This window comes from Kitasatospora sp. NPDC048662 (genome assembly GCF_055587065.1).
In genome coordinates this window covers 913255-930033 of sequence record NZ_JBVJHA010000002.1, presented here as the reverse complement: position 1 = coordinate 930033, position 16779 = coordinate 913255, and the positions used below count along the sequence as shown (strand labels likewise).

The 16779-nt window shown below is 73.1% G+C and carries 15 protein-coding genes; 9 read left to right on the top strand and 6 right to left on the bottom strand.

The features are described from left to right. The first annotated feature begins 19 nt into the window (after positions 1 to 19). The 3 genes from ACZ6R9_RS10115 (at position 20) to ACZ6R9_RS10105 (ending at position 2142) form a co-directional block, all read left to right on the top strand. Positions 20 to 364, top strand: coding sequence for a PadR family transcriptional regulator (locus ACZ6R9_RS10115; protein ID WP_380488530.1), 345 nt, complete (start codon positions 20 to 22; stop codon positions 362 to 364). Next, positions 361 to 1320, top strand: coding sequence for a hypothetical protein (locus ACZ6R9_RS10110; protein WP_465537588.1), 960 nt, complete (start codon positions 361 to 363; stop codon positions 1318 to 1320). The genes ACZ6R9_RS10115 and ACZ6R9_RS10110 overlap by 4 nt, the downstream gene beginning before the upstream one ends. Positions 1321 to 1455: 135 nt before the next feature. Beyond that, positions 1456 to 2142, top strand: a complete 687-nt coding sequence (locus ACZ6R9_RS10105; protein ID WP_380488527.1) for a copper homeostasis protein CutC — start codon at positions 1456 to 1458, stop codon at positions 2140 to 2142. A gap of 187 nt (positions 2143 to 2329) precedes the next feature. Here ACZ6R9_RS10105 and ACZ6R9_RS10100 read toward each other — a convergent pair whose 3' ends face one another. Next, positions 2330 to 4396, bottom strand: a complete 2067-nt coding sequence (locus ACZ6R9_RS10100) for a HelD family protein (RefSeq protein WP_465537586.1) — start codon at positions 4394 to 4396, stop codon at positions 2330 to 2332. A gap of 323 nt (positions 4397 to 4719) precedes the next feature. On the opposite strand from ACZ6R9_RS10100, the gene ACZ6R9_RS10095 reads away from it, so the two are divergent. Beyond that, entirely contained in the window at positions 4720 to 4875 is a 156-nt protein-coding gene (locus tag ACZ6R9_RS10095) for a hypothetical protein (protein ID WP_380488944.1), read from the top strand. Between the two features lie 6 nt (positions 4876 to 4881). On the opposite strand, the gene ACZ6R9_RS10090 is transcribed toward ACZ6R9_RS10095, so the two are convergent. After that, complete coding sequence (locus ACZ6R9_RS10090; protein WP_380488943.1) at positions 4882 to 6513, bottom strand: DNA repair helicase XPB; 1632 nt, start codon at positions 6511 to 6513, stop codon at positions 4882 to 4884. A 187-nt stretch (positions 6514 to 6700) separates the two neighbouring features. On the opposite strand from ACZ6R9_RS10090, the gene ACZ6R9_RS10085 reads away from it, so the two are divergent. Continuing rightward, positions 6701 to 8035 (top strand): AAA family ATPase, encoded by a 1335-nt coding sequence (locus ACZ6R9_RS10085; protein ID WP_380488942.1) that lies wholly within the window; start codon positions 6701 to 6703, stop codon positions 8033 to 8035. Beyond that, entirely contained in the window at positions 8032 to 8670 is a 639-nt protein-coding gene (locus ACZ6R9_RS10080; protein WP_380488941.1) for an RloB family protein, read from the top strand. Before ACZ6R9_RS10085 ends, ACZ6R9_RS10080 begins: the two co-directional genes overlap by 4 nt. Before the next feature lie 20 nt (positions 8671 to 8690). On the opposite strand, the gene ACZ6R9_RS10075 is transcribed toward ACZ6R9_RS10080, so the two are convergent. Beyond that, a complete protein-coding gene (locus tag ACZ6R9_RS10075; RefSeq protein WP_465537582.1) occupies positions 8691 to 10292 on the bottom strand; it encodes a DUF2079 domain-containing protein in 1602 nt (533 codons plus the stop codon). Between the two features lie 180 nt (positions 10293 to 10472). Between ACZ6R9_RS10075 and ACZ6R9_RS10070 the strand changes: the two genes are divergently transcribed. Next, entirely contained in the window at positions 10473 to 10745 is a 273-nt protein-coding gene (locus ACZ6R9_RS10070; protein ID WP_380488939.1) for a hypothetical protein, read from the top strand. A gap of 325 nt (positions 10746 to 11070) precedes the next feature. Here the strand turns inward: ACZ6R9_RS10070 and ACZ6R9_RS10065 are convergent, their stop codons facing one another. Continuing rightward, positions 11071 to 13560 carry a helicase-associated domain-containing protein gene (locus tag ACZ6R9_RS10065; protein ID WP_465537580.1) on the bottom strand — a complete coding sequence of 830 codons (2490 nt, stop codon included), beginning with the start codon at positions 13558 to 13560 and terminating at the stop codon, positions 11071 to 11073. Between the two features lie 155 nt (positions 13561 to 13715). On the opposite strand from ACZ6R9_RS10065, the gene ACZ6R9_RS10060 reads away from it, so the two are divergent. Next, the gene (locus tag ACZ6R9_RS10060) at positions 13716 to 14594 is read left to right on the top strand and encodes a hypothetical protein (RefSeq protein WP_465537578.1); all 879 of its coding nucleotides are present in this window, start codon (positions 13716 to 13718) and stop codon (positions 14592 to 14594) included. A gap of 132 nt (positions 14595 to 14726) precedes the next feature. Here ACZ6R9_RS10060 and ACZ6R9_RS10055 read toward each other — a convergent pair whose 3' ends face one another. Continuing rightward, on the bottom strand, positions 14727 to 15782 hold the full coding sequence (locus tag ACZ6R9_RS10055) for an ABC transporter substrate-binding protein (RefSeq protein WP_465537576.1): 1056 nt from the start codon (positions 15780 to 15782) through the stop codon (positions 14727 to 14729). 59 nt (positions 15783 to 15841) lie between these two features. Here ACZ6R9_RS10055 and ACZ6R9_RS10050 point away from each other — a divergent pair, with 59 nt between their 5' ends. Beyond that, the gene (locus ACZ6R9_RS10050) at positions 15842 to 16447 is read left to right on the top strand and encodes an HAD family hydrolase (protein WP_465537574.1); all 606 of its coding nucleotides are present in this window, start codon (positions 15842 to 15844) and stop codon (positions 16445 to 16447) included. A gap of 40 nt (positions 16448 to 16487) precedes the next feature. On the opposite strand, the gene ACZ6R9_RS10045 is transcribed toward ACZ6R9_RS10050, so the two are convergent. Next, positions 16488 to 16742, bottom strand: a complete 255-nt coding sequence (locus tag ACZ6R9_RS10045) for a hypothetical protein (RefSeq protein ID WP_380479287.1) — start codon at positions 16740 to 16742, stop codon at positions 16488 to 16490. Positions 16743 to 16779: the final 37 nt, after the last annotated feature.

Genomic DNA, 16779 nt, shown 5'->3' with positions numbered 1-16779 from the left:
CGGCGATATATGTAGTCGTATGACTGAACGCGCCATGCAGGAACCCACCCTGCTGCTGCTCACCGCCCTCGCGGACGCCCCCCGGCACGGATACGCGCTGATCCAGGAGGTCGAAGCGATCTCCGGGGGGCGGGTCAGGCTCCGCACCGGAACCCTGTACGGCGCCCTCGACCGGCTGCTCCAGCAGGGCCTGATCGAGGTCGCCGCCGAGGAGATCGTCGACGGCCGGGCCCGCCGCACCTACGCCCTCACCGGCACCGGCCGGGACGTCCTGGCCACCGAGGCCGAACGGCTGCGCACCGTCGCCGCCGAGGCGCAGCGCCGTCTCGGCGGCGCCGCCCGTCCCCGGGGGGCCACCGCATGAACCTGGCGCTGCGCACCGCCCTCGCGCTCTACCCCGCCCGCTACCGCCGCGACCGGGGCGCCGAACTCGCCGAGGTGTTCGCCGACACCACCGCCGGCTCCGGCCGCCTCGCCACCGCCCGCGAGGCACTCGACCTCGCCGGCTACGGCCTGCGGCTACGCACCGGCCTGACCGAGACCGCGCTCCCCGGCCGCCTGCTGGTCGCCGCCGCCCCGCTGCTGGCCGGCACCCTGCTCGGCCTCGGCACCCTGCCCGGCACCGGCGACTGGCGGGAGTTCGGGATCACCGACGCCGCCCGGGCCGGAACGGCCGTGCCGTGGGCCCGACTGGTGGAGAACCTCGCCGTGCTGGGCCTCGTCGTCGTCCCGCTGCTGCTGGCCGCCGCCGCCGCGTTCGGCGCCTGGCGGGCCGTCCGGCTGCTCGGCGCCGTGGTGGCGCTGCTCGGCGTCGTCCGGATCGGGTACGCCGCGCTGGACCTGTTCGGCCCGAAGCCCGGCAGCGGCTGGTTCTTCCTCTACTCCGCCGTCGTCCTGATGCCCTACCTGCTGGGGGGCCTGCTGCTGGCCCTCGCACCGACCGGGCCGGGCGACTCCCGCGGCCGGGCCGACCGGCTGCTGGTCCTGGCCGGCGCGGCCGCCGGATTCGCCGTGACCCGGGCCCAGGGCAGCTACGACACCCGCTACCTGATGGACGGTTGGTGGCCCGTCGCGCTGCTGCTGCTCCCGCCGCTGCTGATGCTGTTCGCCGCCCGCGACCGGCTGCTGCCCGCCGCATTCGGCGTCGCGCTGCTGCCGCTGACCGCCGGGTTCAGCCTGTTCTCGCTCTGGGAGCAGCTCGGCGGGGTGTGGCGGGCCGCGCCGTACGCGTTCGGGACGGCGCTGGCGCTGCTGCTGGCGTTCCGACTGCTCGGCTCCGTCCGGCCGGCGGGGCGTCAGGTCGCGCCCCGGCTGGGCTGAACGGGGAGGGAGGCGGGCGAACGGGGAGGGAGACGGGCGAACGGGGCGCCGACGGGGAGCGAACGGGGAGAGGGCGCGGGGCCGAACGGCCGAGGGGGGTCGCCCGGGGCGGGCCGATGTGGCAGGCTGTCGGACATGTCTAGACCAATGTTCGAAGTGATCGCGCTGACCCCCCAGGACGCCAGGGCTGCCGAGTCGGGCGGCGCGGACCGCCTCGAACTGGTCACCGACATGGCCGCCGACGGGCTCACCCCCACCGTCCAGGACTTCGCCGCGATCCGCGCCGCCGTTTCGCTGCCGCTGCGGGTCATGCTCCGCATCCGCGACGGCTTCACCCCCGGCGACCTCGACGTACTGCTGGCCCGGACCGCCGCGCTGCGGGCCGAGGGCGCGGAGGAGTTCGTCTTCGGCTTCCTCACCCCCGACGGCGCGATCGACCTCGACGCGACCCGCGCCGTCGCCGACGCCGTCACCGGCTGCCGCTGGACCTTCCACCGGGCCATCGACCACAGCACCGACCGCTCCGAGGTCCGCGCCGCCGTCGCCGAGCTGCCCGGGCTCGACACCTTCCTCACCTCCGGCGACCCGGCCGGCGTGGACGCGGGCCGGGAGGTCCTCCTCGGCGAACTCGCCAAGTCCGGCGAACCCGGCTACCGCCAGCAGATCCTCGTCGGCGGCGGCCTGCGCGCCGCACACGTCCCCGAGTTGCGCGCGGCGGGCTTCGACGCCTTCCACATCGGTGGGGCGGTGCGCCTGGGCGGCTGGGCCGGGGCGGTGGACGCGACGAAGGTCGTGCAGTGGCGGGAGCTCATCGGGGAGTAGTGAGGTGCGCAGAGAGGGGCGCGGGGAACTGCGCGACAAGCGCAGGCCACGTCCGCAAGGTCGCGATCAAGTGCAGGTCATTGTCCTGCGTCGCGATCTTGCGGGTGGGTGCCTCCGCTGCGCGCAGTTCCCCGCGCCCCTGTCTTCGCGCCCACCTGCGTTCGCGTCCCCTGTCTCGCGCCCCTGCCTAGCCCAGCTCCTCCGGCAGCGGGTCCGTGTGGAGCACCGTCAGGCCGGACACCGCGCGGGTCAGTGACACGTAGAGGCGGCGCAGGCCGGTGCGGTGGTCGGGTTCGCCGGTGATGATCGCGGCGGGTTCGTCGAGGACGACGTAGTCGTATTCGAGGCCCTTGGCGAGGGAGGCCGGGACGAGGGTGAGGCGGGCGTCGGCGGTGGTCTCGGTGCCGGGCTCCAGCCAGGGCAGCCCCGCGGCGCTGAGCGTCTCCGCGAGGGCGGGGATGCGGGCGTCGGCGGCGATCAGGCCGACGGAGCCCTCGTGCCGGAGGGCGTCCTGGCAGGCGGCGAGGACGGATTCGTCCCGCCCGGAGGGGACGTGGCGGATGGTCAGGGAACCGGGGGTGTCGCGGACGGAGGTCGCGGGGGCCAGGCCGGGGGCGATCGCGGGGAGGAGGCGGGAGGCGTAGGCGATGACCTCGCCGGGGACGCGGAAGCCCTGGGTGAGTTCCTCGATGTGCGCGCCGTCCTTGCCGAGGTGGTGCAGGGCTTCCTGCCAGCTGGCGGTCGCCCAGGGGGTGGTGCCCTGGGCGAGGTCGCCGAGGACGGTCGCGGAGCCGGTGGTGCAGCGGCGGCCGACGGCCCGGTACTGCATGGGGGAGAGGTCCTGGGCCTCGTCGACGACCACGTGGCCGAGCGAGGGGGTGCGGTGGACCAGGTCGGCGGTCTCGTCGATCAGGACGGCGTCGGCGGCGGACCACGGTGCGGTGCGGGCGGAGCGCGGCGCCTTGGCCCACCGGATGGTGGCCTGTTCGTCGGCGTCCAGGATGCCGTCGGCGGCGGTGGCCAGGAACTCGGCGTCGGCCAGCAGGCGGTGCACCAGCTTCACCGGGTCGACGGCCGGCCAGCAGGCTTTGACGACGGCCTTCACGGCGGCGTTGCGGGCCACCGCGTCCTGCACCCGGTCGTCGGGGGCCTCGCCGCCCTGTTCCATCTTGACCAGCACGGCGTGCGAGATCCGCTGCGGGAGGGCCTCGGCGGCAGCCCCGTAGCGGATCTCGCGGTCCATCAACTCGCGGACGATCTCCTCGAGTTCGTACGCGGGCACGCGCCAGCGGCGGGAGCCGCGGACCACCACGCAGGGTTCGGTGGGCAGGGTGATGCCGGCCCGCACCGCGTTGCGCAGCACCTGGGCCATTCGGGCGTCGCCCTTGATCCGGGCGGCGTCGGCGGTGTCGGTGCCGCGCACCTCGACGTGGCCGACGAGCTCCTGCACGGTGGCCTGGGCGACGTCCAACTCGCCGAGCGCGGGCAGGACTTGCTCGATGTACTGGAGGAAGGACCGGTTCGGGCCGACCACCAGGGTGCCGGTGCGGGCGAGCCGCTCGCGGTGCGCGTACAGCAGGTAGGCGACACGGTGCAGGCCGACGGCGGTCTTCCCGGTGCCGGGGGCGCCCTGGACGCAGACGGTGCCGGTGATGTCGGCGCGGACGATCTCGTCCTGCTCGGGCTGGATGGTGGCGACGATGTCGCGCATCGGGCCGACGCGGGGCTTCTCGATCTCCGCGGCCAGCAGCGCGGAGCGGCTGTCGCCCTCGTCCGGGTCGGACAGGTTCTCGTCCTCGTAGGCCGTCAACTCGCCACCGGTGTAGCCGAATCGGCGGCGCTTCTCGACGTCCATCGGGTCCTTGCGGCTGGCCCGGTAGAACGGCTGGGAGACCGGGGCGCGCCAGTCGATCACCATCGGGTCGCCGTCGGCGTCGTGGACGTGCCGGCGGCCGATGTAGAACCGCTCGCCGCCGCTGCCCTCGGAGTCGGCCTCGCTGATCGCGTGCAGGTAGTCCAGGCGGCCGAAGAACAGCGGCGTGTGCGCGAGGTCGGCCAGCGCCTTGATGCGCTCGTCGATCTGCTTCTGCAGCACCAGCGAGGACACCCAGGTGCCGGTGACGTCACGCAGGTCGAGCGCCTCGACGTCCTCGCGCATCGCCTTCAGTGCGGCCCGGGAGGCGGCCAGGTGGGAGCGTTCGCGGCCCAGCGGATCGGTGGCGGCGAACGTGTCGGTGGGAGTGGGGGAGTGCACGGCGGACCTTCCCGGCCGCCCGGCATCCAGGGGCGGCGGACTCGTCTTGGCTCACGGTGAAGGACACCGGCCGGTTTCCGAGCGGCCGGTACCTCCCACGGCTGCCGACGCGGCACCACGGTTCGGGAGGGGCAGACGGACGATCCTAGACCCGGCGCCGTCCGGGTGCGAATCCAATTCCCGGGGACGACCCGGCCTTCGCCCCTGGGGGATCACCCCCTGACGGGCGTAGGGGTCGGTACGCCTCCAGGACGACCAACCGCCCGACAGGTACGGCCTTTCGGCTGATGCCTGCCGCCCGGATCCGCACGCACCATGGAGACATGACGAACGAACGAATGAACCCGCAGGTCAACGGCGCCCACGGCGTCTCGGAGCGCCGCCGGGGCCCGGTGGCCGCCGTCGTCCGCAACGTCGGCATCGTGCTCGACACCGCCGCGCGCGTCCTCTTCCTGGGCCGCGACGGCGTCAAGCTCTAACCGCGCCTACAGGTCGTCCGCGTCGACGATCCGGTACGCGTAGCCCTGCTCGGCCAGGAAACGCTGGCGGTGCGCCGCGAAGTCCTGGTCCACGGTGTCCCGGGCGACCACCGAGTAGAAGTGCGCCGCGTGCCCGTCCGCCTTCGGGCGCAGCACCCGGCCCAGCCGCTGCGCCTCCTCCTGACGGGAGCCGAAGGTGCCCGACACCTGGATGGCCACCGTGGCCTCCGGCAGGTCGATCGAGAAATTCGCGACCTTGGAGACCACCAGCACGCTGATCTCCTTCGACCGGAACGCCTCGAACAGCTTCTCGCGCTGCGCGTTCGAGGTCTCACCCTTGATCACCGGGGCGTTCAGCGCCTCGCCCAACTCGTCCAGCTGGTCGATGTACTGACCGATGATCAGCGTCTGGTCGCCCTTGTGCTTCTCCACCAGCCGCTCCACCACCCGGCGCTTGGTCACCGTGGTCGAACAGAACCGGTACTTCTCCTCCGGCTCGGCGGTCGCGTACATCAGCCGCTCCGAGTCGGACAGCGTCACCCGTACCTCGCAGCAGTCGGCGGGCGCGATGTAGCCCTGTGCCTCGATCTCCTTCCACGGGGCGTCGAAGCGCTTCGGGCCGATCAGCGAGAACACGTCGCCCTCGCGGCCGTCCTCACGCACCAGCGTCGCCGTCAGACCGAGCCGGCGGCGGGCCTGCAGGTCGGCGGTGAACTTGAACACCGGCGCGGGCAGCAGGTGCACCTCGTCGTAGACCACCAGGCCCCAGTTGCGGGCGTCGAACAGCTCCAGGTGCGGGTACACGCCCTTCCGCTTGGTGGTCATCACCTGGTACGTGGCGATGGTCACCGGGCGGATCTCCTTGCGGGTGCCGCTGTACTCGCCGATCTCGTCCTCGGTCAGCGAGGTCCGCTTGACCAGCTCGTGCTTCCACTGCCGGGCCGAGACGGTGTTGGTCACCAGGATCAGCGTGGTCGACTTGGCCTCCGCCATCGCCGCCGCGCCCACCAGCGTCTTGCCGGCGCCGCACGGCAGCACCACCACGCCGGAGCCGCCGTGCCAGAACCCGTCCACCGCGTGCCGCTGGTACGGGCGCAGCTGCCAGCCGTCCTCCTCCAGGTGGATCGGGTGCGACTCGCCGTCCACGTACCCGGCGTGGTCCTCGGCCGGCCAGCCCAGCTTCAGCAGCACCTGCTTGATCTGCCCGCGCTCCGACGGGTGCACCACCACCGTGTCCGGGTCCACCCGGGCCCCCACCAGCGGTGCGACCTTCTTCGACCGCAGCACCTCCTCCAGTACCGGCCGGTCCGTGGTGGACAGCACCAGCCCGTGCACCGGGTGCTTCTGCAACTGCAGCCGCCCGTACCGCGCCATGGTGTCCGCCACGTCCACCAGCAGCGCGTGCGGCACCGGGTAGCGCGAGTACGTCACCAGCGCGTCCACCACCTGCTCGGCGTCGTGCCCCGCCGCCCGCGCGTTCCACAGCCCCAGCGGCGTCACCCGGTACGTGTGAATGTGCTCCGGCGCCCGCTCCAACTCCGCGAACGGCGCGATCACCCGCCGGCACTCCGCCGCCTGCGGATGGTCGATCTCCAACAGCAGCGTCTTGTCGCTCTGCACGATCAGCGGTCCGTTCACGCCTGTGCATCCCCTTCCGCGCGGGCCAAACCTCCAGTGTGCCCCATCGCGCGAGGCCGGTCGCACGGATGATTCGGCGTATTTGTCAGCACTGAGTGTCCGCGTACGGGTGAACCCCCTAGAGATGCACTCAGAGAGCTTGTATCGTCACGTTTTGACGTGAGAGGCATCTACAAAGCATGCCCAGATGCATGTGGAGGTTGCCGTGCTGTTGCGGTTTCGAGTGGCCAACCATGCTTCACTGCGTGATGAGCAAGAACTCTCCCTGATCGCGGCGGATCGTCACCCCGAACGGGCGGAGCGTGGCGTCGACGGGGCCGGCGGCCTCCGCGTGGTTCCGGTGGCTGCCATCTACGGAACGAATGCTTCGGGCAAGTCGAATGTCATCGACGCCATCGGCTGGATGCGTTCGGCTGTCCTCTCGTCCTTCCGGAGCTGGGACCCAGAAGGCGGCGTACCTCGCCGTCCTTTCGTCCTGCGTCCCGACACCGCGTCCTGGCCATCGACCTTCAGCGTGGACTTTGTGGTGAACGGGGTCCGTCACGAGTTCGGCTTCTCCGTCGACGACGAGAAGATCCTGGAAGAGTGGCTCTACTACTATCCGGAGCGCAAGGCCAATCGTCTGTACGAACGTAAAGCGGACTGCACCGTCGCGTTCGGGCGCTCGCTCACCGGGCGAAAGAAGATCATCTCCGAGCTGTTGCGTCCGAACAGCCTCTACCTTTCCGTCGCTGCTGCCCAGAACCATGCCCAGCTGGGGGAGATCTTCCGGTGGTTCCGATCGGGTCTGCGACTGGCAACCGACAGAAACTACCGAGCGCGGATGGACAGCACTGTCCGGCTGCTGCTCGAAGAAGCGGGCGACGACAGTTCGTCGCCCGTCATGCAGCTGCTGAGGTATGCAGACCTCGGGGTCTCCGGACTGGCGGTCGAGGAACCCGATGAATCCGTGATGGACGAGTACCAACGGCTCCGTCAGGTCATGCGGGACGTTTTGGGCGACCGGGTCCGGGTCGAGTCTCCGGGCCTGCACACAGTGCGTGTGGAGCACCGGGCGGACGGCGGCGTCTTCCCGTTGGATCTGAACGAGGAGTCGAGCGGGACGAAGACCTGGATCGGGCTGATCGGGCCGGTCCTCGGTGCCTTGTCCACAGGATCGGTCCTCTGCGTGGATGAGCTCGACGCGCGCCTGCACCCGTACCTCGTGGACGCACTGGTCGGGATGTTCCAGTCACCCGAAGTGAATCGGACTGGGGCGCAGCTCATTTTCAGCACCCACGAGGCTGCGTTGCTGGGGAGGAACGTGCGAACGGAGCTCTACCGCGATCAGGTCTGGTTCACCGAGAAGGGTCACGAAACACTCTCGACCAAGATTTTCCCGCTGACGGACTTCCATGTGCGAGATTCCGTCGAGAATCTGGAAAAACGCTATCTTTCCGGGCGATACGGTGCCGTTCCGGCCCTGGACGACGAGTTGCTGGGTGAAATCGGGCGAAACGTCGTCGCCGGCAGGAACTCATGAGGCGCGGCAAGTCGCTCCAGAGAGGGAAGAGCACGCGTGCCGAGCAGCGCCGGTTCCTGATCTACTGCGAGGGCGAGTGCACGGAGTCCATGTACTTCAAGGGGCTCAGGAGCGATCTCAAGTCACTTCCCGTGACAATATGCCTGGGCGCGGACCATGGCGAGCCGAAGTCCCTGGTCCGAGCGGCGATCAGCCACAAGGACCGGGCCCCGTTCACAGCCGCCGACCGGTACACGGCCTACGACGAGGTCTGGTGTGTGGTGGACGTGGAGGCACCCAAAGCACACCCGTCACTTGACGAGGCACTCGTGCTGGCTCGGCGAGCAGGCGTCAAAGTGGCCTTGACCAATCCGTGCTTCGAGTTCTGGCTCCTGCTGCACCTCCACAACTTGACGTCCTACCAGACGACTGCGGCCGCGCAGACCGCCCTGGAGAAGTCCGGCGTGTGCGGCTACAGCGCCCAGCGGAAGCACTTGGACTACGTCGGCCTCCGCGGCCCGGGCGACGAGCGGTATATGAACGCGCGGGAGCGTGCCGGCCGACTTCGGGCACGTAGCGAGGACGCCCATCGCACCAATCCGTGGACGAACGTCGACGAGTTGGTGGACTTACTGCGGGACGCGCGCGGCGTCTGACGCACCGGGACCCGAGTCGGTCAGCCGAGGAAGAAGTTGTGGCCGACGTCCGGGGGGATGATCTCCTGGTACGGGGTGGAGCCGGGGCCGGGGAGGTGGGTGCCGGGGACGGGGGCGGGGTCGGTGTGGCGGAGGAGGGTGACGCCGTCCTGGTCGAAGAGTTCCTGGTAGCCGTGGGCGAGCAGGAAGGTGCGGTAGGCGGCCTGGTCCGGGTCCTTCTGGAACGGGAAGGCGCGCTGGGTGTAGCGCAGGATCACGTACTCCTGGCCGCGCGGGGTGCCGTCGGCCAGCATCACGTGGGTGCGGTTGGTCAGACGCGGCGCGACCTGGTTGTCGGCCTCCACGGTGGCGCCGTCCGGGATCAGCTTCGCCGCCCGGGCCAGCGCCGCCGGCGAGGCCTTCGGCTGCCACTCGTACGGGACGGCCAGGTGGTAGAGACCGAGGGTGGCCGCGGCGGTGAGCGAGAGGACGGCGGCGGTGGCGCCCAGCGCGCGGGCCTGCCGGTGCTGCCCGCGCGCCCACAGCACGCCCAGGGTCTCGATCGCGGCGGTGACCAGAATCGGCCACAGGAACGCGTCGTAGTGCCGGGCGATCGACCAGTGGTTCGGATTGTCGGACAGGATCCGTTCCGCGAGCAGCGGCAGCGCGACCAGCGAGGTCGCCGAACGGAACGGCAGAGCCGCCGTGGTGAGCACCAGCCAGCCGAGCAGCATCGGCTTCAGCGGGCTGGAGAACGCCGAGTCCACCAGCAGCCACGGGTTGCCGAGCACGTGCCGCAGCGCCTCGCCGCCGTCCGCACCGAGCTGCCCGTAGTTCCAGTAGTAGCCGGGTGCGCCGCCCATCGCCGGAATCAGGTAGGCGATCTCCACCGCGCTGGCCAGCGGACCGCCCACCAGCAACGCCCAGCCCAGCACCTTCGCCCACCGGTCCGTGCCGCCGCGCTCGCGCCACAGCAGCACCGCGCCGAACGCGCCGACCGCCAGCCCCAGGTCCTCCTTGGTCGCGCACAGCAGCAGCGCCGCGAGCGCCGCCGCGCCCCAACGCCGCGCCCCCGCCCGTTCGAACAGCAGCAGGAACAGCGGGACGGCGAACCCCACCTCGTGGAACCCGCTGCGTGAGGAGATCAGCAGCGGCCAGCCCAGCCCGTACACCAGCGCCGCGACGTCCATCACCCGGGTACGGACCCGCGCGTCGGCACCCGCGAACGCCCGGCTCGCGATCCGGCGCACCAGCGGAACGCCCGCCGCGAACAGCGCCGCCTGCCCGACCAGCAGCATCCGCGGGTCGTCCCACACCCAGTACAGCGGGGCGAGCAGTGCCAGTACCGGCGAGAAGTGGTCGCCCAGCAGGGAAAAGTCCGGGGGGAACTCGTGGTGCACGCTCTTCAGCGTTGACACCGGCAGCCCGAAATGCGCGTAGCCGCGTACGCCCTGGTCGAAGATCCCGAGGTCGAAGCCGCCCAACTGGAGCGACGTCCACTGCTGGACGCCCAGCGCCAGACAGGCCGCGAAACTCAGCAGCGTGAACAGGGCCGTCCGGCTCCGGCGGGTCAGCCGGACCCCGAACACGCGGCCGGTCGCCGCACGGGCGACGGGGGGCTGCACAGCGGGGGAAGTGGTCACGGCTCCGGTCCTGTCGGGGGCCGGCGAAGGCCCGGTTCCGGCGCGGGTGGACCCTCCCACCCCCGGCCGTTCCGCAGTCTAACCGCGACCCGTGGGACAGCCCGTCCGGATCGCCAAGCGGAGCCCGGCCTCCCGCAACAGTGACTCCCACGCGGCCGGCTCGTTGGGCAGGCCATGACCATGCGCAACCGATTCCTGGCCGGCCTCGCGCTTTCCGGCGCCGCCCTCGCCACCACCCTCGGGGCGACGCCCGCAAGCGCCGCCGGCGAGACCCCGGCCCTCGACCAGGTCGCCGACGTCGGCCAGCCCGGCGGCCTGCTCGGCACCCTCGCCTTCACCGGCACCGGCCTGCTGACCGGCGTGGAGCCGAAGATGCCGGACCCGCACGCGATCATGGAAGAGGCGAAGAAGCAGAAGGCGGAAGAGGACGCGAAGCAGCACGCCAAGAAGTGAGTACGGCCAGGGGCGCGTGGGGGTACCGCCAGGGCGTGGAGGTACCCCCACGCGCCTCGCCTGCCTAGGGCCTGTCCGGCCGATCTTGCCGGGCGCGCGACGCCGGATCATCCGCCCCCAGCCCTGGCGGGCCGGGAGGTGCCCCCACCCCCAGCCCTGGCGGGCTGGGAGGTGCCCCCACGGACGCACCGCCGAAACATCCAAGTACACCCAGTACGAGGACGTTCCGGCGGCACGCCCAGCCGGGCGCGAAATGGGGGTACCTCCCAGCCCCCAAGGGCTGGGGGAGCCGCGCGCTGATCCGACAAGATCGGCCGGACAGGCCCTAGTCGTCGACCTCGGCCACGCCGGTGATGCGGTGGAGGGCGAAGGTGCGGACTTCGTCGGTGAGGTGGTCGTAGGCGGTGACGAAGCCGCCCTCGACCTTGACCGGGTCGATGACGCGCTGCGAGGAGAGGCCCTCCGCGTTGATGTAGCCGATCCACATGCGTTCGCCGAGGAGGACCGCGGTCTGCAGGGAGGCGAGGGTATCGGCGGCTGCGGTGCGCGGGACGGCCGCGCTCGCGGGGCCGGCGACGGCGTCCTTGCGGGGGGCGGTCGCGGCGCGGTCGCCGGCCCGGATGGCGCGGACGGCGGCGGTGAGCAGGGTGTCGTCGGGGCGGGCGGGGCCGTCGGGGACGGGGGTGGGGGCGGTGCGTGGCGGGGTGCGGCGGGCGTCGGGGCGGGTGATCACCACGTCGCCCTCGGCGGACTCCGCGGCGGGCGCGTAGCCCATGGTGCGCAGCACGGTGAGCAGGGTGTCCGGCGGGGCCTGCGCGGCGAGCACGGTGGGGGCGAGCAGCCGTAGGCGCAGTTCCGCGGCGCGCCGGTCGGCGAGGACTTCGCCGAGCAGGCGGGGGTCGTCGCAGCGCAGGTAGGAGGACGCGGCGCCGACCCGCAGGATGCCGTGGCGGCGGGCGATGTCGTCGATCAGGTAGGCGAGCGGCTGCGGGACGGGTGTGCGGGAGTGCTGGGCGAGGAAGCCCTGCAGGTCGGCGGCGGTGCGTCCGGCGTCGAGGGCGCGGCGGATGCTGTCGGGGGTGAAGCGGTAGACGGTCGCGCCGCCCTTGGACTCGATGTCGGCGCAGAGCGCGAGTGTCTGGGCGAGCGGGGTGAGCAGCGGGCCCGGGGCGATCGCCGTGAGGTCGGGCTGCAGGATGACGTGGTCGAGGGGTTCGGGCAGCAGCGGGGCGAGGACGCCGGTGGGGTCGGTGCCGGCGAGCAGGGCGCGGGCGGGGGCGGCGAGTGCGCCGCGGCCGGTGATGCCGAGCAGTTCGGCCTCGTGCAGGGTCCAGTCGGTGAGCGTCTCGCGCAGGTCGCGGCCGTCGGGGCCGGTGGGGCCGCCGCGCAGCGGGCGGTGCCAGCGCAGGGCGGGCAGCAGGGCGTCGGCCCCGGCGGCGGTGCCGGGGGGCTGTTCGGCGAGCCGGGTGAGGGTGGCGCGGCGGACGGACGGGGCGAGGGTGCGGTCGAGTTCGGGGCCGAGGGCGGCGCGCGGCCGGCCCTTGCCGTCGGGGGTGCCGGTCAGGCGGCCGACCCGGGTGGCGGTGAGCCAGGTCCGGGCGAGCAGGGTCCAGCGTTCGGCGGTGTCCTGCTGTCGCCACTGGTCGTACGCGGGGGTCGGCGCCCACACTTCGTCGATCTCGCCGTCGGGGGCCAACAGCCCTGCGGTGTAGGCGAGTTCGAGCCAGAACGCGGCGTCGGACTCGGAGCATTCCAGGAGTGCGGCGGCGCGCTTGAGGTCGCGGACGCCGAGGCCGCCGGCCCGCAGGGTGGGCGGCGGGGTGAGGCCCCAGGCTTCGAGCAGCTCTTCGAGGGTCCGTACGGCGGTGGCGGCCTGTCCGGCGGCGGTGCGGTCGACGAGTGCGGGGTCGCGGGTGACGACGGGGGCGACGGCGGGCGGGGCCGGTTCGACGGCGCGGTGGGTGCGGCCGCCGCGCAGGTGCAGGGCGAGTTCGCGGGGCAGCACCACCGAGGTGGGGCTGGAGGGCAGCAGCAGGCCGCGGGCGAGCAGCCACTCGACGGGGCTGTGCGCGTCGTCGGCGGTGACCTGCCGGGCGGCGTCCGGGACGGTGCCGGTGGGCGGCCCCCAGACCAGGCGTTCCAGCAGGCCGAGGGCGGCGGGCGGGGCCTGGTCGAGCAGCGCGGTCAGGCGCTTGCGGTCGCCGAGCAGGGCGGTGAGCGCGGCGACGGCGGTGACCGGGTCGGGGGTGGGCGGCAGTCCGGCGCCGGCCAGCAGCTGCTGGAGGCGGGCGGGCGACATGCCGACGGTGGCCTCGGCGAGGGTCGGGCCGAGACCGGTGCGGCCCGGGTTGGTGGCGCTCGGGGCGAGTGCCTCGCGGACGGCGAGGACCAGCCGCAGCGCCGAGTCCGGGCCCCAGATCAGGGCCTGTTCGCGCAGCCGGGCGAGTGCGCCGGGGAGCGCGGCGGTGACGGCTGCGCGGTCCACCGGGTCGGCACCGGGGTGCGGCTTGACCCGGGCCGGCCCGGCCAGCAGGTTGCGCACGACGGTCTCGGAAGCGCCCTCGGGGGCGGCGGCCAGCGCCTCGGCGGTCTGCAGGGTGAAGCGGTCGAGCCGCTCCAGCGCGCGCAGCACGGACGCCCGGCTGGAGAGCCGGGCGGACAGCTGGGTGAGGTCGGTCGGCACCGGGTTCAGCAGGTCGGGGCGGGCCCGGAGCAGCGCCGCGACAGCGTCGTCCTCCCGGCCGCGGAGTTCCTCGGCCAGCGTGCGGGGGGCGCTTGCGCGGGTGGTGCGCGGCGCGCTCTGCGGTGCGGTCATCCGGTCCAGCCTAGTCAACGCCCCCGTCCGAGGCCCAGAACGGCGGAAGAACTCCCGGCGAAACCGGGGCGGTCCGGGCCCGGCGGGGCGTCGGCGTCCACTGGACGGGGCTCGCTTCGGGCGGCCGCGGGTGGGTACCGTCTCGATGCGGCGGGATGTACGACGTGAGGGCGGGTGGCGGGGCGATGGCGGGCGGCTCGTGGTGGCGCGAGGGCGGGTCGGCGGACGGCTCGGACGGCGGGGACAGCGTGTACGTGCCCGCGCCGGCGGCCGAGCCGCCGCCGGTGGCGGCCGTCCCGTCGGCGCCGCCGATGCCGGTGACACCTCCGCCGCAGCGCCGCGTCGAGTTCGACAAGCCGGTGCCGCCCCCCGTCGAGTTCGAGCTGCCGGCCGGGCCGTCCCAGGACGAGGTGGACCGGGCCGCGCACTGGGCGGAGGGGCGTGGCCGCGCCGACGTCACCTCGGTGTTCCCCGGCTGGACCGAGGTGTACTTCGACCTGCCGGCGGAGGAGCCGAAGGCCGAGCCCGAGCCCGAACCGGAGCCGGAGCCCGAACCCGAGCCGCCGGCCCCGGCCGAGCCGCGCCCGGGCCTGGCGGTGCGTGCCCTGCGCTTCCTCCTCGGCAAGCCGCAACCGGTTCCTGCTCCGGAGCCCGCACCCGCCACCGCCCCGGCGGCCGGCGGCGGGGCCCGGCGGCCCGCGCCACTGCTGCTGCTCGGCGCGGCGGTGCTGCTCGGCGGCGCGGTGACGGGTTCGCTGCTGGCGATGCTGCTGGGCTGGGGCCTGGCGTACCTGTCGAGCGGACTCTCCGACCTGCTGAAGAAGTTCGCCGTGCTGGGCATCCCGCTGATCACGGTGACCGGTCTGACGATATGGAACTGGGGCCGCGAGAAGGGCCGTTGGGGCACCCCGCTGTCCCCCGGCACCGACGCCGGCCACGCCACCTGGGCCGCCGCCCCGGACGTCCTGCGGGTGGCGGCGGTGCTGACGGCGCTGTTCCTGCTGGCGGTGACGCTGCGCCGGCGCAAGGCGTAGCGCGAGGCGTGCCGTCGAGGGTTGCCGCGGCCGGGTTCCGGGCCCCACTCGGTGGGCCGACCGTCGGGGAGTCCTGCGCGGTGATCCGTCGGCGTCCGGTTCCCCGGCGGTGTGTCGTACCGGCGGGCCGTCTCAGCTGGCGCCGAGCAGGTGGAGGAGTTCGGCGATCAGGAAGTGCGCGCCGGTGTAGCCGATGCCCTGGAACCAGAGCTGGTCGTTGACGGGGAAGGCCCGGTGGGCGCGGACGGCGCCGAGGGACTGCCAGGCGGGGGAGGCGAGGGTGGCGTTGAGGCCGTTGCGGTCGGGGTGGCCGTGGCCGGAGTAGAGCAGGAGGTCGCCGTCGGCGTGGGAGAGCTGGTCGGGGGTGGTTTCGAGGGCGAACTGGTCGGTGTTCTGCGGGTCGGGCCGGGGCAGACCGAGGTCGGTGAGGACGCTGCCGGGGAAGTTCTGCCGGGCGTACAGGTGGACGGTGGGGGAGTCCTCGACGAACCGGACCAGGCTGATGCGCTGCCCGGCGAGGCCGGCGGAGGCGATCGCCCTGGTGGCCTGGTCGAGGTGGCGGGCGTAGGCGCCGACCACGGCGGCGGCCTGTTCGTGGCGGTAGAGGGCGGCGGCGTGCAGTTGGAAGTTCTCCTTCCAGGGCGCGCCGGTGGTCTGGGTGAGCACGGTCGGGGCGAGGCCGCGCAGGGTGTCCAGGTGGGCGGCGTCGCGGGTGCGGTTGGAGAGGATCAGCTGCGGGCGCAGGCGGGCGATGGCCGCCGGGACGGGCGGGCCGCCGATGTCGCCGACCACGGTGATCCGGGCCAGCCAGGAGGCCGGCCAGTAGTCGGGCAGGCCGGGGTCGAGCGGGGACTTGGCGGCGCCGACGGGCGGGATGCCGAGGGTGATCGCGGAGTCCAGTTCGGCGGTGTCCAGGGCGATCACCCGGGTCGCCCCGCCGGGGACGGTGACTGCCCCGTCCGCGCCGTTGACGGTGACGCTCGGCGTCGGGCTGGGCGTCGGGCTGGGCGTGGGCGAGGGCGGCGCCGAGCCGTCGGCGGTCTGCGGCGGCGGCCCGGCGGGCGCCGGATGCGGGCCGCAGCCGGTGAGCAGGGCGGCGCCGAGCCCGGCGAGGGCGGCGCGGCGGGAGAACGGGGGCGGCACCAGGGACCTCCGGCGGCACGGGTCGGACTTCAGCGGTATGTCCATATTGTGGCTGCTCGTCCGGCTTTTCCGGGGGGAAATCGTGGCTGGTTAGGCTGGATCGCATGGCTCTGACCGTCGGCTTCGACCTCGACATGACACTCCTCGACACCCGCCCGGGCATCAAGGACACCTACGACGTGCTCTCCGCCGAGACCGGCACCTTCATCGACTCCGGGCTGGCGGTGAGCCGGCTGGGGCCGCCGCTGGCGCAGGAGCTGGCGCACTGGTTCCCGCCGGAGCAGCTGGACGCGATGGTGGACCGCTACCGGGAGCTGTACGTGGAGCACGCGGTGCCCGGCTCGCTGGAGCTGCCCGGCGCGCTGGCGGCGGTCGCGGCGGTGCGGGCGGTCGGCGGCCGGGTGCTGGTGATCACCGGCAAGTGGGAGCCGAACGCGCGCCGGCACCTGGACGGCATCGGGCTGGAGGTGGACGTGCTGCTCGGCGATCTGTGGGCGGAGGGCAAGGGCGAGGCGCTGCGCGCGCACGGCGCGAACGTCTACGTCGGCGATCACCTGGGCGACATCCGGGGTGCCCGGGCCGCCGAGGCCGTCGCGGTGGGCGTGGCCACCGGCCCGTACAGCGCCGCCGAACTGGCCGCGGCGGGCGCGGACGTGGTGCTGCGCGACCTCACCGAGTTCCCCGACTGGCTGTCCGCACACCTGGCCTGACGGCGGGTCACCGGGCGGCCGCGGCCTCCCGGGCGGCGGGTCAGCGTGCGGCCGCGGCCTCCCGGGCGGCGCGCCGCCGGCGGGACTCGGCGCGGGCGGTGGCGAACAGTCCGACCAGCGTCACCAGCAGCCCGAGCGGCATCAGCATGGACAGCCCCCAGGCGATGGACGGCAGGCGCGGCAGGTCGAGGACGTACGGCACGAAGGTCGCGATGACGGCGAGCGTGCCGAGGATGAACACCACTCCGCCGACGCGGACCAGGGTGTCACCGGCATCGCGGGACTGACGGGCCACTTCTGCACTCCTTCGTGCGGTCTTTGTGCCAGTTTCC

Excerpts from the sequence above, each read along its gene's own strand:
- ACZ6R9_RS10115 (WP_380488530.1), top strand. The coding sequence starts at position 20 with ATGACTGAACGCGCCATGCAGGAACCCACCCTGCTGCTGCTCACCGCC.
- ACZ6R9_RS10110 (WP_465537588.1), top strand. The coding sequence starts at position 361 with ATGAACCTGGCGCTGCGCACCGCCCTCGCGCTCTACCCCGCCCGCTAC.
- ACZ6R9_RS10105 (WP_380488527.1), top strand. The coding sequence starts at position 1,456 with ATGTCTAGACCAATGTTCGAAGTGATCGCGCTGACCCCCCAGGACGCC.
- ACZ6R9_RS10095 (WP_380488944.1), top strand. The coding sequence starts at position 4,720 with ATGACGAACGAACGAATGAACCCGCAGGTCAACGGCGCCCACGGCGTC.
- ACZ6R9_RS10085 (WP_380488942.1), top strand. The coding sequence starts at position 6,701 with ATGCATGTGGAGGTTGCCGTGCTGTTGCGGTTTCGAGTGGCCAACCAT.
- ACZ6R9_RS10080 (WP_380488941.1), top strand. The coding sequence starts at position 8,032 with ATGAGGCGCGGCAAGTCGCTCCAGAGAGGGAAGAGCACGCGTGCCGAG.
- ACZ6R9_RS10070 (WP_380488939.1), top strand. The coding sequence starts at position 10,473 with ATGCGCAACCGATTCCTGGCCGGCCTCGCGCTTTCCGGCGCCGCCCTC.
- ACZ6R9_RS10065 (WP_465537580.1), bottom strand. The coding sequence starts at position 13,560 with ATGACCGCACCGCAGAGCGCGCCGCGCACCACCCGCGCAAGCGCCCCC.
- ACZ6R9_RS10060 (WP_465537578.1), top strand. The coding sequence starts at position 13,716 with ATGTACGACGTGAGGGCGGGTGGCGGGGCGATGGCGGGCGGCTCGTGG.
- ACZ6R9_RS10055 (WP_465537576.1), bottom strand. The coding sequence starts at position 15,782 with ATGGACATACCGCTGAAGTCCGACCCGTGCCGCCGGAGGTCCCTGGTG.
- ACZ6R9_RS10050 (WP_465537574.1), top strand. The coding sequence starts at position 15,842 with ATGGCTCTGACCGTCGGCTTCGACCTCGACATGACACTCCTCGACACC.